A 15,695-nucleotide genomic window follows, 5' to 3' on the forward strand; every position below is an offset into this window, starting at 1 on the left:
TCAGTTCTCGTAGGCGTTGAGCGGCGGGCAGGAGCAGACGAGGTTACGGTCCCCGCGCGCACCGTCGATGCGGCGCACCGGGGGCCAGTACTTGGCCTTGCGATTCACTCCGGCGGGGTACACCGCCAGTTCGCGGTCGTAGGGCAGGTCCCAGTCGCCGACGAGGGTCTCGGCGGTGTGGGGGGCGTTGCGCAGCGGGCTGTTGTCCGCGGCCCACTTGCCCTGTGCGACGGCGTCGATCTCCGCGCGGATGGCGATCATGGCCTCGATGAAGCGGTCGATCTCGCCAAGGTCCTCGGATTCGGTCGGCTCGACCATCAGCGTGCCCGCGACCGGGAACGACATGGTCGGGGCGTGGAAGCCGTAGTCGATCAGGCGCTTCGCGACGTCGTCGACGCTGACGCCGGTCTCCTTGGTGAGACCGCGCAGGTCGAGGATGCACTCGTGCGCGACCAGGCCGTCCTGGCCGGTGTAGAGCACCGGGTAGTGCTGGTTGAGGCGCTTGGCCACGTAGTTCGCCGCGAGGACGGCGACCTGCGTCGCGGCGGTGAGCCCGCCCGCGCCCATCATGCGGACGTACGCCCACGAGATCGGCAGGATCGACGCCGAGCCGTACGGGGCGGCGCTGATCGGGCCGACACCGGTTTCGGGGCCGGCCTTCTCCAGCAGCGGGTGGTTCGGCAGGTACGGCGCGAGGTGCGCGCGGACCGCGACCGGGCCGACACCGGGGCCGCCACCGCCGTGCGGGATGCAGAAGGTCTTGTGCAGGTTCAGGTGCGAGACGTCGCCGCCGAACTCGCCCGGCTTGGCGAGACCCAGCAGGGCGTTGAGGTTCGCGCCGTCGACGTAGACCTGGCCGCCCGCGTCGTGGACGATCTTGGCCAGCTCGTCGATGCCGTGCTCGTACACGCCGTGCGTGGACGGGTACGTGACCATGATCGCGGACAGCGTGTCGCGGTTGGCCTCGACCTTGGCCCGCAGGTCTTCGAGGTCGACGTTGCCCTCGTCGGTGCACTTGACCACGACGACGCGCATGCCTGCCATGACCGCGGAGGCGGCGTTCGTGCCGTGCGCGGACGACGGGATCAGGCAGACCTCACGCTCCTGCTGGCCATTCGCGTGGTGGTACGCGCGGATCGCGAGCAGACCGGCGAGCTCGCCCTGGCTGCCGGCGTTCGGCTGCAGCGACACCTTGTCGTAGCCGGTGACCTCGGCCAGCCAGGTCGACAGCTGCTCGACCAGCACGTGGTAGCCCTCGGCGTCCTCGGCCGGGGCGAACGGGTGGATGCCCGCGAACTCGCGCCAGCTGATCGGCTCCATCTCGGTGGTGGCGTTGAGCTTCATCGTGCAGGAGCCGAGCGGGATCATGCCGCGGTCGAGCGCGTAGTCCAGATCGGACAGTCCGCGCAGGTAGCGCAGCATCGCGGTCTCGGAGCGGTGGGAGTGGAAGACCTCGTGGGTGAGGTACTCGCTCTCGCGGCCGAGACCGGTGGGCAACGCCCCGGAGCTTTCCGCCTGGTTCTCGACGCCGAAAGCGTTGAGCACCTTGGCGATGATCGCGGGCGTGGTGACCTCGTCGACGGCGACGCGGACGTGGTCGGCGTCGACCGGGCCGAGGTTGATCCCGTTCTCACGGGCGACCGCGACGACCGCTTCGGCCTGGCCGGGCATGCGGGCGAGGACGGTGTCGAAGAAGCCCTCGTGGACAACCTCGACGCCCGCCGCGCGCAGCGCCCCAGCCAGCCCGGCGGCGAGTTCGTGGACGCGGGTCGCGATGCGCTTGAGGCCGTCCGGACCGTGGTAGACCGCGTACATCGCGGCGAGCACGGCGGGCAGGACCTGCGCGGTACAGATGTTGGAGGTGGCCTTCTCGCGGCGGATGTGCTGCTCGCGGGTCTGCAGGGCGAGGCGGTACGCGGGGTTGCCGTCGGCGTCGACCGACACCCCGACCAGGCGGCCCGGCAGCGAGCGCTCGAGCCCGGCGCGGACGGCCATGAATCCGGCGTGCGGGCCGCCGTACCCGAGCGGGACACCGAACCGCTGGGTCGAACCGGCGGCGATGTCGGCGCCGAACTCACCCGGCGCGGTGATCAGCGTGAGGGCGAGCAGGTCGGCGGCGACGGTGTACAGCGCGCCGGCGGCCTTCGCGGTCTCGGAGATGGCGGAGTAGAAACCCGCGCCGCGCAGCACACCGGAAGCGCCCGGGTACTGGACGACGACGCCGAAGAACTCCTCCGGCAGGCCGGTGAGCAGGTCACGGACCTCGACCTCGACGCCCATCGCCTCGGCGCGGGTGCGGACGACGGCGATGGTCTGCGGCAGGCACTCGGCGTCGAGGACGACCTTGTTCGACTTCGCCTTCGACGCGCGGCGCATCAGCATGACGGCCTCGGCGACGGCGGTGGACTCGTCGAGCAGCGAGGCGTTCGCGGTGGCGAGCCCGGCCAGCTCGGAGACCATGGTCTGGAAGTTGAGGAGGGCTTCGAGACGGCCCTGCGAGATCTCCGGCTGGTACGGCGTGTACGCCGTGTACCAGGCCGGGTTCTCCAGCACGTTGCGGCGGATGACCGCCGGGGTGACCGTGTCGTGGAAGCCGAGACCGATCATCTGCGTCATCGGCTTGTTGAGCGCGGCGAGCGCGCGAAGCTCGGCGATGGCGTCCTCTTCGGACGCGGCGGGGGGAAGGTCGAGGTCGCGGGTGACGCGGATCGCGGACGGCACCGCGGCCTGTACCAGGGCATCGAGACTGCCGTAGCCGACCTCGGCGAGCATCTTGGCCTGCTCGGACTCCGAGGGGCCGATGTGCCGGTCGTCGAAGGACGTACTGGTCAAGGGAGCTCCTTCAATCAGGCGCCGGATAGACCGGTGCGCTGGGAACTCCCCCTCTGTCATGGCACCTGAGAGTTTCACCACCCGTCGCAGGGTGGCTTTCACCTTGGGTGAGGCGCACTTGCGCGCCTGCTTTCCAGAGTGGCCTCGCGGAAGCGGTAGTGGGTACCTGAGAGATTCCGGGGAGTTTGCTCCTTCGGTGCCCCACCACGTTCATGGGGGCTCTCCCGCTCCAGCTCGACGGCCCGATCTGCAGTTGTGCGCACACCGTACCTGGCCTGTTCAGCGCGCGTCTACTTCCGCCCGACGACGTCACTTGCGTGCTTGGAGCCGTCACTCGCGTGATCAGAGACGAAACTCGTGAGTTACGCCTCTGATCACGCGAGTGACGGCCCTGATCACGCGAGGCGAAAGGGCCCTTCACCGCACGAGACGCGGGGAAAGCGTCCTTCGGCTCCCGGACCGAGCGCGACCGCCGGCCCGAGTACATGAAGGCCCCCTTCCTGTACCTAGGCGCAAGGAAGGGGGCCATCATGTACTTCAGCGCATTTAGAGGACTAAATGCAGGGGTCAGAGCGGGGTGACGTAGGCGCCCGAGATGCCGCCGTCCACCAGGAACTGCGAAGCGGTGATGAACGAGGCATCGTCGCTCGCCAGGAACGCGACGGCTGCCGCGATCTCCTCCGGCTCCGCGAACCGGCCGACCGGCACGTGCACCAGCCGCCGCGCCGCCCGTTCGGGGTCCTTCGCGAACAGCTCTTTGAGCAGCGGCGTGTTCACCGGACCCGGGCACAGCGCGTTCACCCGGATGTTCTCCCGCGCGAACTGCACGCCCAGTTCCCGGCTCATCGCCAGCACCCCGCCCTTGGACGCGGTGTAGGAGATCTGCGACGTCGCCGCGCCCATCACCGCGACGAACGACGCCGTGTTGATGATCGAACCCTTCCCCTGCCGCTGCATATGCGGCAAAACCGCCTTGCAGCACAGGTACACCGACGTCAGGTTGACCTTCTGCACCTTCTCCCACGCCTCGATGCCCGTGGTGAGGATCGAGTCGTCCTCGGGCGGGGAGATGCCGGCGTTGTTGAACGCGACGTCGACCGAGCCGAAAGTGTCCACAGTGGTCTGGAAGAGGGCCTCGACCTGCTCGGCGTCGGTGACGTCGGCCTGCACGAACAGGCCGCCGACCTCGTCGGCCGCCGCCTTGCCCGCGTCGGCAGAGATGTCACCGATGACGACCTTCGCGCCTTCGCTCGCCAGCCGCCGCGCGGTGGCGAGACCGATCCCGCTGCTGCCGCCGGTGATGACCGCGACGCGGCCTTCGAAACGCTGAACCATTGCTTATTCCTCCGTGCTGATGAAGACATTCTTGGTCTCGGTGAAGGCGTCGACGGCGTCCGGGCCGAGCTCGCGGCCCAATCCGGATTGCTTGAACCCGCCGAACGGCGTCCAGTACCGGACGGACGAATGCGAGTTGACCGACAGGTTCCCGGCTTCGACGCCGCGTGCGACGCGGAAGGCGCGGCCGACATCGCGGGTCCAGATCGAGCCGGACAGCCCGTACTCCGTGTGGTTGGCCATGGTCACCGCGTCCGTCTCGCCGTCGAACGGGACCACGGCGACGACCGGGCCGAAGATCTCGTCCGAGGCCAGCGGATGCCGCAGATCCGGCGGGGTGACGACGGTCGGCGCGAACCAGTAGCCCGGCCCGACGGGAGCGTTGCCCCGGAAGGCGACCGGCGCCGAATCGTCCACATAGGACGACACCTTCGCATGATGCCCGGCCGAGATCAGCGGCCCCATCTCGGTCACTTCCAGCCGCGGATCCCCGACGACGACACCGTTCACGGCGGGTTCCAGCAGCTCCATGAACTTCTCGTACACGCTCGCCTGCACCAGGATCAGCGACCGCGCGCAGCAGTCCTGCCCGGCGTTGTCGAAGACGCCGTACGGCGCGGTGGCCGCGGCCTTCTCCAGGTCGGCGTCGGCGAACACGATGTTCGCGTTCTTGCCGCCGAGCTCCAGGGTCACCCGTTTCACCTGCGCGGCGCAGCCCGCCATGATCTGCTTGCCGACCTCGGTGGAGCCGGTGAACACCACCTTCCGCACCGCCGGGTGGTCCACGAAGCGCTGTCCCACCACGGATCCCTTACCGGGAAGCACCTGGAAGACGTCTTCGGGGATCCCCGCCTCGCGGGCGAGCTCGCCGAGGCGGATCGCGGTCAGCGGGGTGAGCTCGGCGGGTTTGAGCACGACGGTGTTCCCGGCGGCGAGCGCGGGCGCGAACCCCCAGCCCGCGATGGGCATCGGGAAGTTCCACGGCACGATCACCCCCACCACACCGAGCGGCTCGTGGAACGTCATGTTCACGCCGCCGGGCACCGGGATCTGCTTGCCGCTCAACCGTTCGGGCGACGCCGAGTAGTACGTCAGCACGTCGCGGACGTTGCCCGCCTCCCAGCGCGCGTTGCCGATCGTATGCCCCGCGTTGACGACTTCCAGCTCGGCGAGGTTCTCGAGGTCGGCGTCGACGGCGTCGGCGAACCGGCGCAGCAGCCGTGCCCGGTCGCCGGGAGCCACCGCGCGCCAGGCGGGGAACGCCGCGTGTGCGCGGGCGATCGCCGCGTCGGTCTCCTCCGCCGAGGTCAGCTCGACCGACCGCACCACCTCCTCGGTGGCGGGGTTGATCACCTCGAACGTGGTCATGCGCGCTCCTTAGCTGCTTCTACGAGTGCCTCGAAAAGCCTGATGTCGTCGGGATTCTGTTCGGGATGCCATTGGACGCCGACTACGAACCCGTCGCCGGGAAGCTCGGCCGCCTCGATGGTCCCGTCGGCGGCCCAGCCGACCGGGACCAGCCCGTCGCCGAGCTTGTCGATCGCCTGATGGTGGTAACACGGCACCTTGGTCTCGGCGCCGAGGATCGACGCGACGCGGCTGCCCTCGGCAAGCGTCACCGTAGTGGTGCCGAAGGTCCCGGGCGCGGGCTGGTGATCCTTGCAGTCCACAGTGTCGGGCAGGTGCTGGACGAGCGTGCCGCCCAGCGCGACGCTGAGCACCTGCAACCCGCGGCAGACGCCGAGTACCGGTCTTCCACTGTCCAAAGCGGACCGGAGCAGCCCGAACTCGAACGCGTCCCGGTTCGGCCTCGTGTACGTCGTCGCGTGCTGCTCCTGGCCGTACCGCGCCGGGTCGACGTCCGCGCCGCCGACCAGCACGAGACCGTCCACGGCGGACATCAGCCGATCGTGTGCCTCGCTCACCGGCGGCAGCAGGACCGGGATCCCGCCCGCCGCGACGATCCCGTCGACGTAGACCCGATGAAGCAGCGCCGCTTCGGTCTCCCACACCAGGAACTTCGCGGGTTCCAAATAGGACGTGAGCCCGATCAAAGGCTCAGAGGCGTTCGAAGCCACGGATCCTCTCCCAGTCGGTGACGGCGGCGTCGTACGCGGTGAGCTCGACCTTCGCCGCGTTCAGGTAGTGGTCGACGACCTCGTCCCCGAACGCGGACCTCGCGAGTTCGCTCTTGTCCAGCAGCGCCGCGGATTCCCGCAGGGTCGTCGGCACGGTCGGTTTGCCGGAACCGTAGGCGTTGCCCTGGAACTCCGGCTCCAGCTCGAGCTCGTTCTCGATGCCGTGCAGCCCGGCCGCGATCAGCGCGGCCACCGCGAGATACGGGTTCACGTCGCCGCCGGGGACACGGTTCTCGGTGCGCAGCGAGTCTCCGTGCCCGACGACACGGAGTGCGCACGTGCGGTTGTCCGTGCCCCACGCGACGGCCGTCGGCGCGAAGCTGCCAGGGACGAAACGCTTGTAGGAGTTGATGTTCGGCGCGAAGAAGTAGGTCAGCTCACGCAGTCCGGCGAGCTGACCGGCGAGGAAGTGCTCCATCATCGGCGAGAACCCGCCGGGACCCTCGCCCGCCAGGACGGGCTCGCCCGCGGCCGAGCGCAGGCTGATGTGGATATGGCAGGAATTGCCCTCGCGCTCGTTGTACTTCGCCATGAACGTGAGGCTCTTGCCCTCCTGCGCGGCGATCTCCTTGGACCCGGTCTTGTAGACGCTGTGGTTGTCGCAGGTGGTCAGCGCGTCGGCGTAGCGGAAGGCGATCTCGTGCTGGCCGGGATTGCATTCACCCTTGGCCGACTCGACGTACAGCCCCGCGCCGCCCATCTCGTTGCGGATGCGGCGCAGCAGCGGTTCGATCCGGGCGGTGCCGAGCATCGAGTAGTCGACGTTGTACTGGTTGGCCGGGCGAAGATCCTGATAGCGCTTGTCCCAGGCCGACTCGAAGGTGTCGTCGAAGACGATGAACTCCAGTTCGGTGCCGACGTAGGCGGCGAGACCGCGCTCGGCGAGCCTGTCGAGCTGGCCGCGCAGGATCTGGCGAGGCGAGGGGGCCACCGCTCCGCCCTGCACCCGTTCGAGGTCGGCGAGGACGAGCGCGGTGCCCTCCTGCCACGGGAGCAGGCGCAGCGTGCCGAAATCCGGGCGCATGACGAAGTCGCCGTAGCCGGTCTCCCAGGACGACATCGCGAAGCCGTCGACGGTGTTCATGTCCACGTCGACGGCGAGGAGGTAGTTGCACGCTTCGGTGGCGTGTTCGACGACCTCGTTGAGGAAGTACTCGGCGGCGCAGCGTTTGCCCTGCAGCCTGCCCTGCATGTCGGTGATCGCCACCAGCACCGTGTCGACGGTGCCGTCCTCGACCAGTTCCCGGAGCCGATCCAGCGTGAGCATGCCGCGCCTGTTCGCCATCAGCCTCACCTAAAGGTTCGAAGCGGTACCTTTGCAGCTTCTTCCTACCGGGTCGGCCGAACCCGGTCAACTCGGTCAATGGTCTGGTTCGTCATCCATTGCTGACCGTAGTTGATCCCTGGGCGGATTGTCTGTGATGCCCGGCTGAGAAGATGCTGTGAATCCCGCCGCACCGGGAGGAGATCCGCGCATCCGGGACGTTGTACGGATCAAGAGAGGTGAGAAGGAATGACACAGGCATTCACGCAGCAGACCACGTTCACCGAGCCCCAGGGACGGGCTCAGCTCCCGACGCTGCCCAGCGGGTGGCCGATCGGCTCCTACGAGTCGTACTCCGAAGCGCAGCGTGCCGTCGACCACCTCGCGGGAACGGACTTCCCGATCACGGACGTGACCATCGTCGGTGTCGAACCGATCCTGGTCGAGCGGATCGCCGGGCGGATGGGCTGGAGCAAGGTGCTGACCAGCTCGGCGCTGTCCGGCGCGATGTTCGGTGTGTTCCTCGGGCTCGTGCTGAGCCTGCTGAACCCGGGCGCCGGGCTGGTGCCGATCATCGTCGGCCTGGTCGGCGGTATCGGGTTCAACCTGCTGTTCGGCGCCCTGGGGTACGCGTCGTCGAAGAACAAGCGAGGGTTCATCTCGCAGAGCCAGCTGGTCGCCCGGCGTTACGACGTCCTGGCCCAGCCGCGCAACGCCGAGAAGGGCCGCGCCCTGCTGGCCGACCTGGCCGCCAGGAGCGCGTTCAACCACTGAGCCTCACCCCACGCGAGCCGGCACCTCAGCACGAGGTGCCGGCTCGCGGCACATCCGCATTTCGTCCTCTGAATGCTGTGGTTCGCGTAACCGACTACCGCATTCAGAGGACGAAACGCGGGCGGAGGCGCCCCCGACAGCCGCCTCCGCCCGGGCCACCTACCGCGTCGGCTGGGTGGAGTTCGACGGCGGCGCCACCGGGGTGGACGACGGCGGGGCCGCCTGCGAAGTCGGCGGCACCGGCACCGCCTTCGGGATCGCCGCGCTGAACGGCACTTCGGCCCGTTCCTGGCAATAGCCGCGAGAACCGTTGTAGCCGTCGCGGTTTCCGTCGTTGTCCTGGACTCCCCGTTCGAGCCGCGGCCGCGGGTAGCGGTTGTCGTCGCCGACCTTCCGCTTCTCACCCGTGCTCCGCTCACAGGCGTACCGGGTCGTGCTGAGCGGACGGCCGTTCTCGTCGTAGAGGTAGATCTCGGTCAACGGCTTGCCCTCGGCGTCGAACGCGTAGATGTTCTCCACGTCCTGGCTGCCGTACATCAACTGCGGATTGCCGTAGTTGTCGTTGTAGTTCGGCGTGTAGCCGCTGTTGTAGGAACCTCCGCTGTACGAACGCTTCGCGATCAGATCGACCGCCGCGCCCGCGCCGCCGAGCATGCTGCCGATGACGAACGCCGAGACCGGAACGGCCAGCCACAGCAGCCGCCGGTCGGTCTTCAGCTTCGGCCCCGCCCAGACCACCGCGACGGCGGCCAGCAGCATCAGCGGCAGCAAGAGCACGGCCTCGGTGTCGCGGAGCACGAGCAGCAGGCCGAAGACGACCAGCACCGCCGCGCACAGCACCCACCACGCCGGCTTGAGCGTGCGGAAGTAGTTGACCCCCTTGCTGTTCCGGTTGCCCTGGAACGAGGTCGCGATCTCGCGGAGCTTGACCACCTCGGGCAGTTCCGCGATCGGGGCGACTCCCCTCCGGACCACGTAGGCGACGCTGATCGCGAGCACGGGTGCGACGAAAAGCAGTCCCAGCAACGGCTCCACCCGCACCCACACCGCGGCCGCGAAGCCGAACAACGCGAAGCCGCCGACGGAGAACACCAAGCCCCAGAACGCGAACCGCGCTCCGCCGATCCCGGTCTTCACCTTCAGCACGGCGGTCTTGTCGCCCGCCTCGGGCGGACGCGGCGGGTAACCGCCGGAGGCCCGCAATTCGGCGGCGTAGCTTTCCGGGCTGCCCAACCGTTCGATCAAGGCGTCGACCTTGGGGTTCTCCCCCAGCTCCGCCTCCATCTCGGCGAGATGGGGCCGGACGTCTTCGAGGATCTCCTCGACTTCGCTCTCGGGCAGGTCGGCGAGCGCGCTCCTGACCCTCGCCAGATACACCCGCACGGCGGTCGGATTCTGCGTGCTCATGCTGCCTCTCCCAACAGGCTGTTCATTGTCGTGGCGAAAGTCCGCCAGGTCTGCCCCGACTCTTCGAGACGCTGTCGACCCGGCTCGTTGAGGCTGTAGTACTTGCGGTGCGGGCCTTCCTCGCTCGGCACCACATAGGACGTCAGCAGGCCTGCCTTGTACAGCCGCCGAAGCGTCCCGTACACCGAAGCGTCGCCCACTTCCTGCAATCCCGCGATACGGAGTCTTCGGAGCACGTCGTAGCCGTAGCCGTCCTCTCCGCGAAGCACCGCGAGAACGGCGAGGTCCAGCACGCCTTTAAGTAGCTGACTGATCTCCACAGTCGCGTCCCTCCCAGTCTTACGCAACAGAAGGTACCACGCATTGCACAGTAGTGCGCACGGCGGAAGCCACTTGCGTCCGTCGGGTGGTTCATGGGTTACTTAGTCCAGTAATGAACCACCGCACCCCGCGAGGGTGCACGAAGACTGGGGACGGAGGTGTCGTGCTCGACGAAGGAACACCCCTGTTCGTGCAGATCGCCGAACAGATCGCCGACGACATCGCCGAGGGAAGCCTGGCCGAGGGGGAACGCGTGCCGTCAACCAACGAACTCGCCGCCTTCTACCGGATCAATCCGGCGACGGCGGCCAAGGGGATCAATCTGCTCGCCGATGACAATCTGCTCGAAAAGCGGCGCGGTATCGGCATGTTCGTCGCCGCCGGCGCGCGGCAGAAGCTGCTCACCGACCGGCGGCAGCGGTTCGCCGAGCAGTACCTCGACCCGATGCTCATCGAAGCCAGGCGCCTCGGCATCGACGACGAAACCTTGATCTCGCTCATCCGCGGGAACGGACACCGGAACGGAGGACCAGCCGCATGACGCCGACCATTTCGACCACCGGCCTGACCCGGCGCTACGGCGACCACCTCGCGCTCGGCGATGTCTCGGTCGACATAGAAGAAGGCAAGATCACCGGCCTGCTCGGCCGCAACGGCGCGGGCAAGAGCACTTTCCTGCGCATCGTCACGGCGCAGGAGTTCGCCAGCACCGGCTCGGTCCGTGTGTTCGGCGAGAGCCCGGTCGAGAACGAGCGCGTGCTGCGGCGCCTGGTGCTCGTCCGCGAAGACCAGCAGTTCCCGGATTTCAAGGTGCGGCATGCCCTTTCGGCGGCGTCGTGGTTCTACCCGAACTGGGACGCGGAACTGGCCGACACCCTGCTCCGCGACTTCGACCTGCCGACGAAGCGCCCGATCAAGAAGCTCTCGCGAGGGATGCGTTCGGCGCTGTCGATCACGATCGGGCTCGCGGCGCGAGCGGAACTCACGCTGCTCGACGAGCCGTACGCGGGCCTCGACGCCGTCGCGCGTCAGCTGTTCTACGACCGGTTGCTCGACGACTATTCGGCTCACCCGCGCACGATCCTGCTCTCCACGCACCTGATCGACGAAGTGGCCGATCTGCTGGAGCACGTGGTGATGATCGACAAAGGCCGCGTCGTCCTCGACGCGCCCGCCGACGAACTGCGCGGCACCGCCGTCACGGTGTCCGGCACGGCCCTCGCGGTGGACGACTTCGTCGCCGGCCGCCGGGTGCTGCACCGCCGCAAGATCGGGTCGCGGGCTTCGGTCACCGTCTCCGACGCGCTCGACGCCGCCGCGAAGGCGAAAGCACAGGCCCTGCACCTGAAGCTGGAGCCGCTTTCCTTGCAGCAGTTGATGGTGCACACCTCCAACGGACAGACCGCAGAGGAGGCGTCCGCATGAACACCCTGGTCAACGTCGCGCGCTACCACCTGGTGGACCGGCTCCAGTTCCTGGTCCTCCCGGTCGGCGTCACGTTCTTCGCGTTCCTGGTGAATCTCACCATCTTCGCGGTGATTCCCGAGACCCCCGAGGAGAACTACTCCGGCGGCCTGTTCACGCTGTTCGTGTTCATGTTGGTCTGCGGGGCCTTGAGCATGACGAAATCGCTCCCGTTCGGGCTCGCGCTCGGCGTGTCGAGGCGGTCGTACTACCTCGGCACGATCCTTTTGGTAGCCGGGCTTTCCGCGGTGTACGCGGCCGGGATCACCGTGCTCCAGGCGATCGAAGAAGCGACCCGCGGCTGGGGACTCGGCCTCAACTACTTCCGCGTTCCCTGGCTGCTCGACGGCCCCTGGTACCTGACCCTGCTCACGTCGTTCGTCTTCCTGACGCTGATGTTCGTCTACGGCATGTGGTACGGCCTGATCTACCGGCGCGCCGCGGTGGTGGGTGTCGTCCTGTTCGCCGCCGCGCAGGTGCTGGTGCTGCTGGGCGGGGTGCTGCTGCTCAGCTGGACCGAGTCCTGGCCGAAGGTCGGCACGTTCTTCAGCACGCTGACCGTCGGCGGCGTGACCGGGGTGCTCGCCCTGCTGGTCTGCGTCGCGGGTGCCGGCGGGTTCGCCACGATGCGCCGCGTCACGGTCTGAAACCCTTCCACACCAAGGAGTTCGTCATGGCCGTGACATATGCGGTGTTGTCGGTGCTGCTGATCGCGATCTTCGCCGTACTGGGGGTGGCGAAGGTCCTGCGTCAGCAGGCGTTGGTCTCCCGGACCGAGAGGCTCGGCTTCTCGGTCCGGGAGATCCAGGGGATCGGCGCGCTCGAACTCGCGGGAGCGGCGGGCCTGGTGGCCGGATTCTTCTGGCAGCCCTTGGGGATCGCCGCGGCGATCGGCCTGGTGGCGTTGCTGATCGGGGCGGCGATCTCCCACGCGCGGGCGGGCGACGGGATCAAGGACGTCGCCCCGCCGATCTGGCTCGCGCTGGTCTCGGCGGCGGCCGCCGTCACCGCGATCGTCGCCTAGGCGGCGAGTGTTTCCCGCGCCCGCTGGCGAATGCGCCCGACCACGGCGGACCGTCGCCAGGCTCGCGTGACCTCCACCAGCCACGCCGCCTCGGTGGCGATGTCCGGCTCGTCGAGGTAGGTCGCCGGAACGTCGTCGGGGGCGTACCGGCGGCCCGCCTCGGAGGCGACGAGCGCGGCGGCCAAGGCCGCGGCCTCGATCGTCGCGGGTACGCGGGCTTCGGGGGTCTTCGCCTTGCGTGCTTCGGCTTCCGCGACCGGCGGGACGTCCGGATCGAAGTAGGGCCGCAGCGCGAGATGGCCGTCCCGGATCTCGATGACCCTGCGGTACAAGGCGAATTCGACGCCGCCCGGCATACCGGGGCCCGGGTCCAGCGCGATCCCCGGGACGGCTTCGCGCAGCGCGGCCCACAACGGTTCGATCCGCCGGTACGTCCGGTACGTGCCGATCAGCCGGAACGGGGTGGCCAGCGCAGGCCCCCACACGCTGAGCGTCGCGCCCGCCCCGGCGAGCCCGACGCTCAGCGCCGCCAGGATCGCCGAGAGCGTGTCCTCGCCGGCGTCGACCGCACCCGTGGTGGCGAGGATGTAGATGTCGTCGACATCCCAGAAGGTCCAGCCCAGCGCGGACACCCCGCCACCGACGAGCAGCCACAGCCCGGTGCGAAGCGGGCCGGGGGCGGCATGCCGCGCGAAGCGGGCGAAAACGATCGAGAACGTCAGCAGGCTGATCAGGCCGTAGACGAGGAAAAGAACGTTGTACGCGACGAACCAGCCGAGCCCGCCCGGTCCGGCGGCGGTGTGCTCGCCGACGCGGTAGCTGCCGGAGAGGAAGAAGAGCGCGATCTCGGCGGCCACGACGGTCCAGGACAGCACCGCGTGCCAGCCGATCCGCTTGCCCTCCCCCAATTTCAGCGAATGCGCGAACGCGACCGCGAAGGCCATCGCGCCGATCTTGAGCAGGTCGGCCGCGAGGTTCAGGAGACTGCCGATGGGTTCTTCGACGCCGACGGCGTTCTCCATCGCCGGGGTGAGCAGCATGATGCCGCCCGCGATGCACATCCCGAACGCGCTGAGGAACCACATCCGCCGCAGTGGCTGGGTGTGCCGGGCCTGGATCAGCTTGTAGCCGAAGCCGGCGAAAGCCACCACGCAGCAGAAGTACGCGATGGTTTCGGTCACGGCAGGCGCCGTTTCCGGCTGCCGAAGAGGTTGTCGACCCTGGCCATCCCGCCGGCGAGGTCACTCCCGCTCTCGTCGAGACGCGCGATGCCGCGCACCGCCGTCCGGGCGACGCGTTGCGCGAGGAGGCTGGCGAGCAGTTCGGCCTCCTGCTCCTCGACGGCGCTGTAACTCGTGCGGCCGAGGACGCGGCGGACGAGTTCGGGCGAGAGGTTCGGCATGAGGGCCTTGCTGGCGGCGGCGTCGAGCGCGATCCCGTCGGCTCCCGCGTCCGAACCGACGTGACCGCACAGCAGATGGCCGACCTCGTGCAGCAGGATATGCCGCCGGTGCAGGGCGGTGGTGTTGGTCGGATAGAGGATGTAGTCCGCGCGCTCGGTGCTCATCAGCAGCCCGCACGGGCCACTGGAGGGAACGCTGACCTGCATCAATTCGATCGGGCGGCCGCGTTCGGCGGCCAGTTCGGCGACGAAGGACCCGGCGTCGAAGGGTTCGGGAAGGGCCACGCCGTCGGCGAGGCTCCGGCAGCGGCGCCACAACTCCTTATGGCGGCGGTCCACTCACGTCTCCTTCTTCGGGCCGCCCCGTCCGGATTCCCTGCGGGCGATCGCGTCGATCATGTCGCTGATGGTGTCGAGTCCGTCGGGGGAAAGCGTTACGGCCCGGAGCGCGACATCGCGGACACCGGCGTCGCGGAGGGCGCCGAGGAGCGCGAGTTCCTCGGCGATCTTGGCGCTCTGCTCGTCGTCGAAGAAGTACGCGGGCGAGACGCCGAAGAACTGGGCGAGCGCCTCGAGGTGGCGTTTCGTCGGGTTGTCGCGACGGCCGGTGCGCAACTGCCACAGGTACGTCGTCGAAAAGCTCTCGCCGGTGGCCTCGCGGCACGCCTTGGCGACCTCTTCGTGGCTGTACGGCTCGCGATCGGGTCTCAGCACGATCTGGAACAGCTTGTCGATCTTCTCGGCGAGCGTCGTCTTACCGGGCTCGATCGCGGCCACCATCCCACTCCCTACCTGTCGTGCCCGTTCATGCTAGTTGACGCGGCGCCCGCGCCATACACGACAGTTTTCACCTCACGCGCGGCTTCGGCTGGCAACGCGGGCAGGAGAACGAGGAACGGTTCATGAAGGGGTCGCGCCGGATGGCCGTCCCGCACCGGCCGCAGGGCAGTCCTTCCTGGCCGTAGGCGTCGAGCGAGCGGTCGAAGTAGCCGGACTCGCCGTTGATGTTGACGTAAAGCGCGTCGAACGAGGTCCCGCCGACGACCAGCGCCTCCGCCATCACCTCGCTGGCGGCGGTGAGCACGGTACGGCCGTGGGCCGCGGTGAGCCTGTCGGTCGGGCGGGCCCAGTGGAGCTTGGAGCGCCAGAGTGCCTCGTCGGCGTAGATGTTGCCGATGCCGGAGACGAGCGTCTGGTCGAGCAGGGCGCGTTTGAGCTCGGTCCGCCTCGACCGCAGCGCGCGGACGGCCTGGTCGAGGTCGAACCGCGGATCCATCGGGTCGCGGGCGATATGCGCGATGGTGCCCGGCAACGCCGTCCCGTCGACCTCGGTGAGTTCCGCGAGCGCGAGCCCGCCGAAGGTTCGCTGATCGACGAAGCGCAGCTCCGGCCCTTTGTCGGCGAAGCGGAACCGCACGCGAAGGTGCTTCTCGTCGGGCGCGTCCTCGGGCTGGACGAGCATCTGGCCGCTCATGCCGAGATGCGCGAGCATGGCCTGGCCGTCGGAAAGCTCCAGCCACAGGTACTTGCCGCGGCGCCGGGCGGCGGTGATCTTCACGCCGGAGAGCCGTCCGCCGAAGTCCTCCGCGCCGAGCTCGTGGCGGCGGATCGCGCGGGGGTGGAGGACTTCGACCTCGGTGATCGTCCGGCCCGAGACATGCGCCTCGAGCCCGGCACGGACCACCTCGACCTCGGGAAGTTCGGGCATGACGCCGATTCTCCCACCGGTCCGTG

General features: G+C 68.6%; 16 protein-coding genes and 1 riboswitch. Of the genes, 5 read left to right on the forward strand and 11 right to left on the reverse strand.

Going from position 1 to position 15,695, the window contains the following annotated elements; all coding sequences use genetic code 11:
- From gcvP to ACIRGA_RS01650, 5 genes are all read right to left on the reverse strand, one after another.
- Positions 1 to 2,832 carry an aminomethyl-transferring glycine dehydrogenase gene (gcvP, locus tag ACIRGA_RS01630; protein ID WP_400935567.1) on the reverse strand — a complete coding sequence of 944 codons (2,832 nt, stop codon included), beginning with the start codon at positions 2,830 to 2,832 and terminating at the stop codon, positions 1 to 3.
- Between the two features lie 43 nt (positions 2,833 to 2,875).
- Positions 2,876 to 2,979: riboswitch (glycine riboswitch) on the reverse strand.
- Positions 2,980 to 3,399: 420 nt separating this feature from the next.
- Positions 3,400 to 4,167 carry a 3-oxoacyl-ACP reductase gene (locus ACIRGA_RS01635; RefSeq protein ID WP_400935569.1) on the reverse strand — a complete coding sequence of 256 codons (768 nt, stop codon included), beginning with the start codon at positions 4,165 to 4,167 and terminating at the stop codon, positions 3,400 to 3,402.
- Between the two features lie 3 nt (positions 4,168 to 4,170).
- Positions 4,171 to 5,535 (reverse strand): aldehyde dehydrogenase family protein, encoded by a 1,365-nt coding sequence (locus ACIRGA_RS01640; RefSeq protein WP_400935571.1) that lies wholly within the window; start codon positions 5,533 to 5,535, stop codon positions 4,171 to 4,173.
- Positions 5,532 to 6,245, reverse strand: coding sequence for a gamma-glutamyl-gamma-aminobutyrate hydrolase family protein (locus ACIRGA_RS01645; RefSeq protein WP_400935573.1), 714 nt, complete (start codon positions 6,243 to 6,245; stop codon positions 5,532 to 5,534). The genes ACIRGA_RS01640 and ACIRGA_RS01645 overlap by 4 nt, the downstream gene beginning before the upstream one ends.
- Positions 6,226 to 7,590 (reverse strand): glutamine synthetase family protein, encoded by a 1,365-nt coding sequence (locus tag ACIRGA_RS01650; RefSeq protein ID WP_400935575.1) that lies wholly within the window; start codon positions 7,588 to 7,590, stop codon positions 6,226 to 6,228. The genes ACIRGA_RS01645 and ACIRGA_RS01650 overlap by 20 nt, the downstream gene beginning before the upstream one ends.
- Positions 7,591 to 7,818: 228 nt before the next feature.
- Here ACIRGA_RS01650 and ACIRGA_RS01655 point away from each other — a divergent pair, with 228 nt between their 5' ends.
- Positions 7,819 to 8,343, forward strand: a complete 525-nt coding sequence (locus ACIRGA_RS01655; RefSeq protein WP_038509609.1) for a general stress protein — start codon at positions 7,819 to 7,821, stop codon at positions 8,341 to 8,343.
- A gap of 159 nt (positions 8,344 to 8,502) precedes the next feature.
- On the opposite strand, the gene ACIRGA_RS01660 is transcribed toward ACIRGA_RS01655, so the two are convergent.
- Together ACIRGA_RS01660 and ACIRGA_RS01665 are read right to left on the reverse strand one after the other, a co-directional pair.
- Complete coding sequence (locus tag ACIRGA_RS01660; RefSeq protein ID WP_400935577.1) at positions 8,503 to 9,750, reverse strand: DUF1700 domain-containing protein; 1,248 nt, start codon at positions 9,748 to 9,750, stop codon at positions 8,503 to 8,505.
- Complete coding sequence (locus tag ACIRGA_RS01665) at positions 9,747 to 10,070, reverse strand: PadR family transcriptional regulator (RefSeq protein ID WP_034323457.1); 324 nt, start codon at positions 10,068 to 10,070, stop codon at positions 9,747 to 9,749. The genes ACIRGA_RS01660 and ACIRGA_RS01665 overlap by 4 nt, the downstream gene beginning before the upstream one ends.
- Positions 10,071 to 10,234: 164 nt before the next feature.
- On the opposite strand from ACIRGA_RS01665, the gene ACIRGA_RS01670 reads away from it, so the two are divergent.
- The 4 genes from ACIRGA_RS01670 to ACIRGA_RS01685 are packed head-to-tail and all read left to right on the forward strand — an operon-like array spanning position 10,235 to position 12,559.
- On the forward strand, positions 10,235 to 10,612 hold the full coding sequence (locus ACIRGA_RS01670) for a GntR family transcriptional regulator (protein WP_400935579.1): 378 nt from the start codon (positions 10,235 to 10,237) through the stop codon (positions 10,610 to 10,612).
- Entirely contained in the window at positions 10,609 to 11,496 is an 888-nt protein-coding gene (locus ACIRGA_RS01675; protein ID WP_400935581.1) for an ABC transporter ATP-binding protein, read from the forward strand. The genes ACIRGA_RS01670 and ACIRGA_RS01675 overlap by 4 nt, the downstream gene beginning before the upstream one ends.
- Positions 11,493 to 12,182 (forward strand): ABC transporter permease, encoded by a 690-nt coding sequence (locus tag ACIRGA_RS01680; protein ID WP_400935583.1) that lies wholly within the window; start codon positions 11,493 to 11,495, stop codon positions 12,180 to 12,182. Before ACIRGA_RS01675 ends, ACIRGA_RS01680 begins: the two co-directional genes overlap by 4 nt.
- A 26-nt stretch (positions 12,183 to 12,208) precedes the next feature.
- Complete coding sequence (locus ACIRGA_RS01685; protein ID WP_400935585.1) at positions 12,209 to 12,559, forward strand: DoxX family protein; 351 nt, start codon at positions 12,209 to 12,211, stop codon at positions 12,557 to 12,559.
- Here the strand turns inward: ACIRGA_RS01685 and ACIRGA_RS01690 are convergent.
- The 4 genes from ACIRGA_RS01690 to mutM all read right to left on the reverse strand — a co-directional run bounded on the left by ACIRGA_RS01690 (position 12,556) and on the right by mutM (position 15,669).
- On the reverse strand, positions 12,556 to 13,740 hold the full coding sequence (locus ACIRGA_RS01690) for an MAB_1171c family putative transporter (protein WP_400935587.1): 1,185 nt from the start codon (positions 13,738 to 13,740) through the stop codon (positions 12,556 to 12,558). The genes ACIRGA_RS01685 and ACIRGA_RS01690 overlap by 4 nt on opposite strands.
- Positions 13,737 to 14,300: a hypothetical protein gene (locus tag ACIRGA_RS01695; protein ID WP_400935589.1), complete on the reverse strand. Its 564-nt coding sequence runs from the start codon at positions 14,298 to 14,300 to the stop codon at positions 13,737 to 13,739. The genes ACIRGA_RS01690 and ACIRGA_RS01695 overlap by 4 nt, the downstream gene beginning before the upstream one ends.
- Positions 14,301 to 14,741: an XRE family transcriptional regulator gene (locus ACIRGA_RS01700; protein ID WP_400935591.1), complete on the reverse strand. Its 441-nt coding sequence runs from the start codon at positions 14,739 to 14,741 to the stop codon at positions 14,301 to 14,303.
- A 67-nt stretch (positions 14,742 to 14,808) separates the two neighbouring features.
- Positions 14,809 to 15,669 carry a bifunctional DNA-formamidopyrimidine glycosylase/DNA-(apurinic or apyrimidinic site) lyase gene (mutM, locus tag ACIRGA_RS01705; protein ID WP_400935593.1) on the reverse strand — a complete coding sequence of 287 codons (861 nt, stop codon included), beginning with the start codon at positions 15,667 to 15,669 and terminating at the stop codon, positions 14,809 to 14,811.
- Positions 15,670 to 15,695: the final 26 nt, after the last annotated feature.

The organism is Amycolatopsis sp. NPDC102389 (assembly GCF_044765885.1).
Lineage (GTDB): Bacteria > Actinomycetota > Actinomycetes > Mycobacteriales > Pseudonocardiaceae > Amycolatopsis.

Bases quoted from the DNA above. Each gene is read 5' to 3' on its own strand.
- ACIRGA_RS01650 (WP_400935575.1), bottom strand. From the start codon at position 7,590: ATGGCGAACAGGCGCGGCATGCTCACGCTGGATCGGCTCCGGGAACTG.
- ACIRGA_RS01700 (WP_400935591.1), bottom strand. From the start codon at position 14,741: ATGGTGGCCGCGATCGAGCCCGGTAAGACGACGCTCGCCGAGAAGATC.
- ACIRGA_RS01640 (WP_400935571.1), bottom strand. From the start codon at position 5,535: ATGACCACGTTCGAGGTGATCAACCCCGCCACCGAGGAGGTGGTGCGG.
- mutM (WP_400935593.1), bottom strand. From the start codon at position 15,669: ATGCCCGAACTTCCCGAGGTCGAGGTGGTCCGTGCCGGGCTCGAGGCG.
- ACIRGA_RS01680 (WP_400935583.1), top strand. From the start codon at position 11,493: ATGAACACCCTGGTCAACGTCGCGCGCTACCACCTGGTGGACCGGCTC.
- ACIRGA_RS01655 (WP_038509609.1), top strand. From the start codon at position 7,819: ATGACACAGGCATTCACGCAGCAGACCACGTTCACCGAGCCCCAGGGA.
- ACIRGA_RS01685 (WP_400935585.1), top strand. From the start codon at position 12,209: ATGGCCGTGACATATGCGGTGTTGTCGGTGCTGCTGATCGCGATCTTC.
- ACIRGA_RS01675 (WP_400935581.1), top strand. From the start codon at position 10,609: ATGACGCCGACCATTTCGACCACCGGCCTGACCCGGCGCTACGGCGAC.
- ACIRGA_RS01660 (WP_400935577.1), bottom strand. From the start codon at position 9,750: ATGAGCACGCAGAATCCGACCGCCGTGCGGGTGTATCTGGCGAGGGTC.
- ACIRGA_RS01635 (WP_400935569.1), bottom strand. From the start codon at position 4,167: ATGGTTCAGCGTTTCGAAGGCCGCGTCGCGGTCATCACCGGCGGCAGC.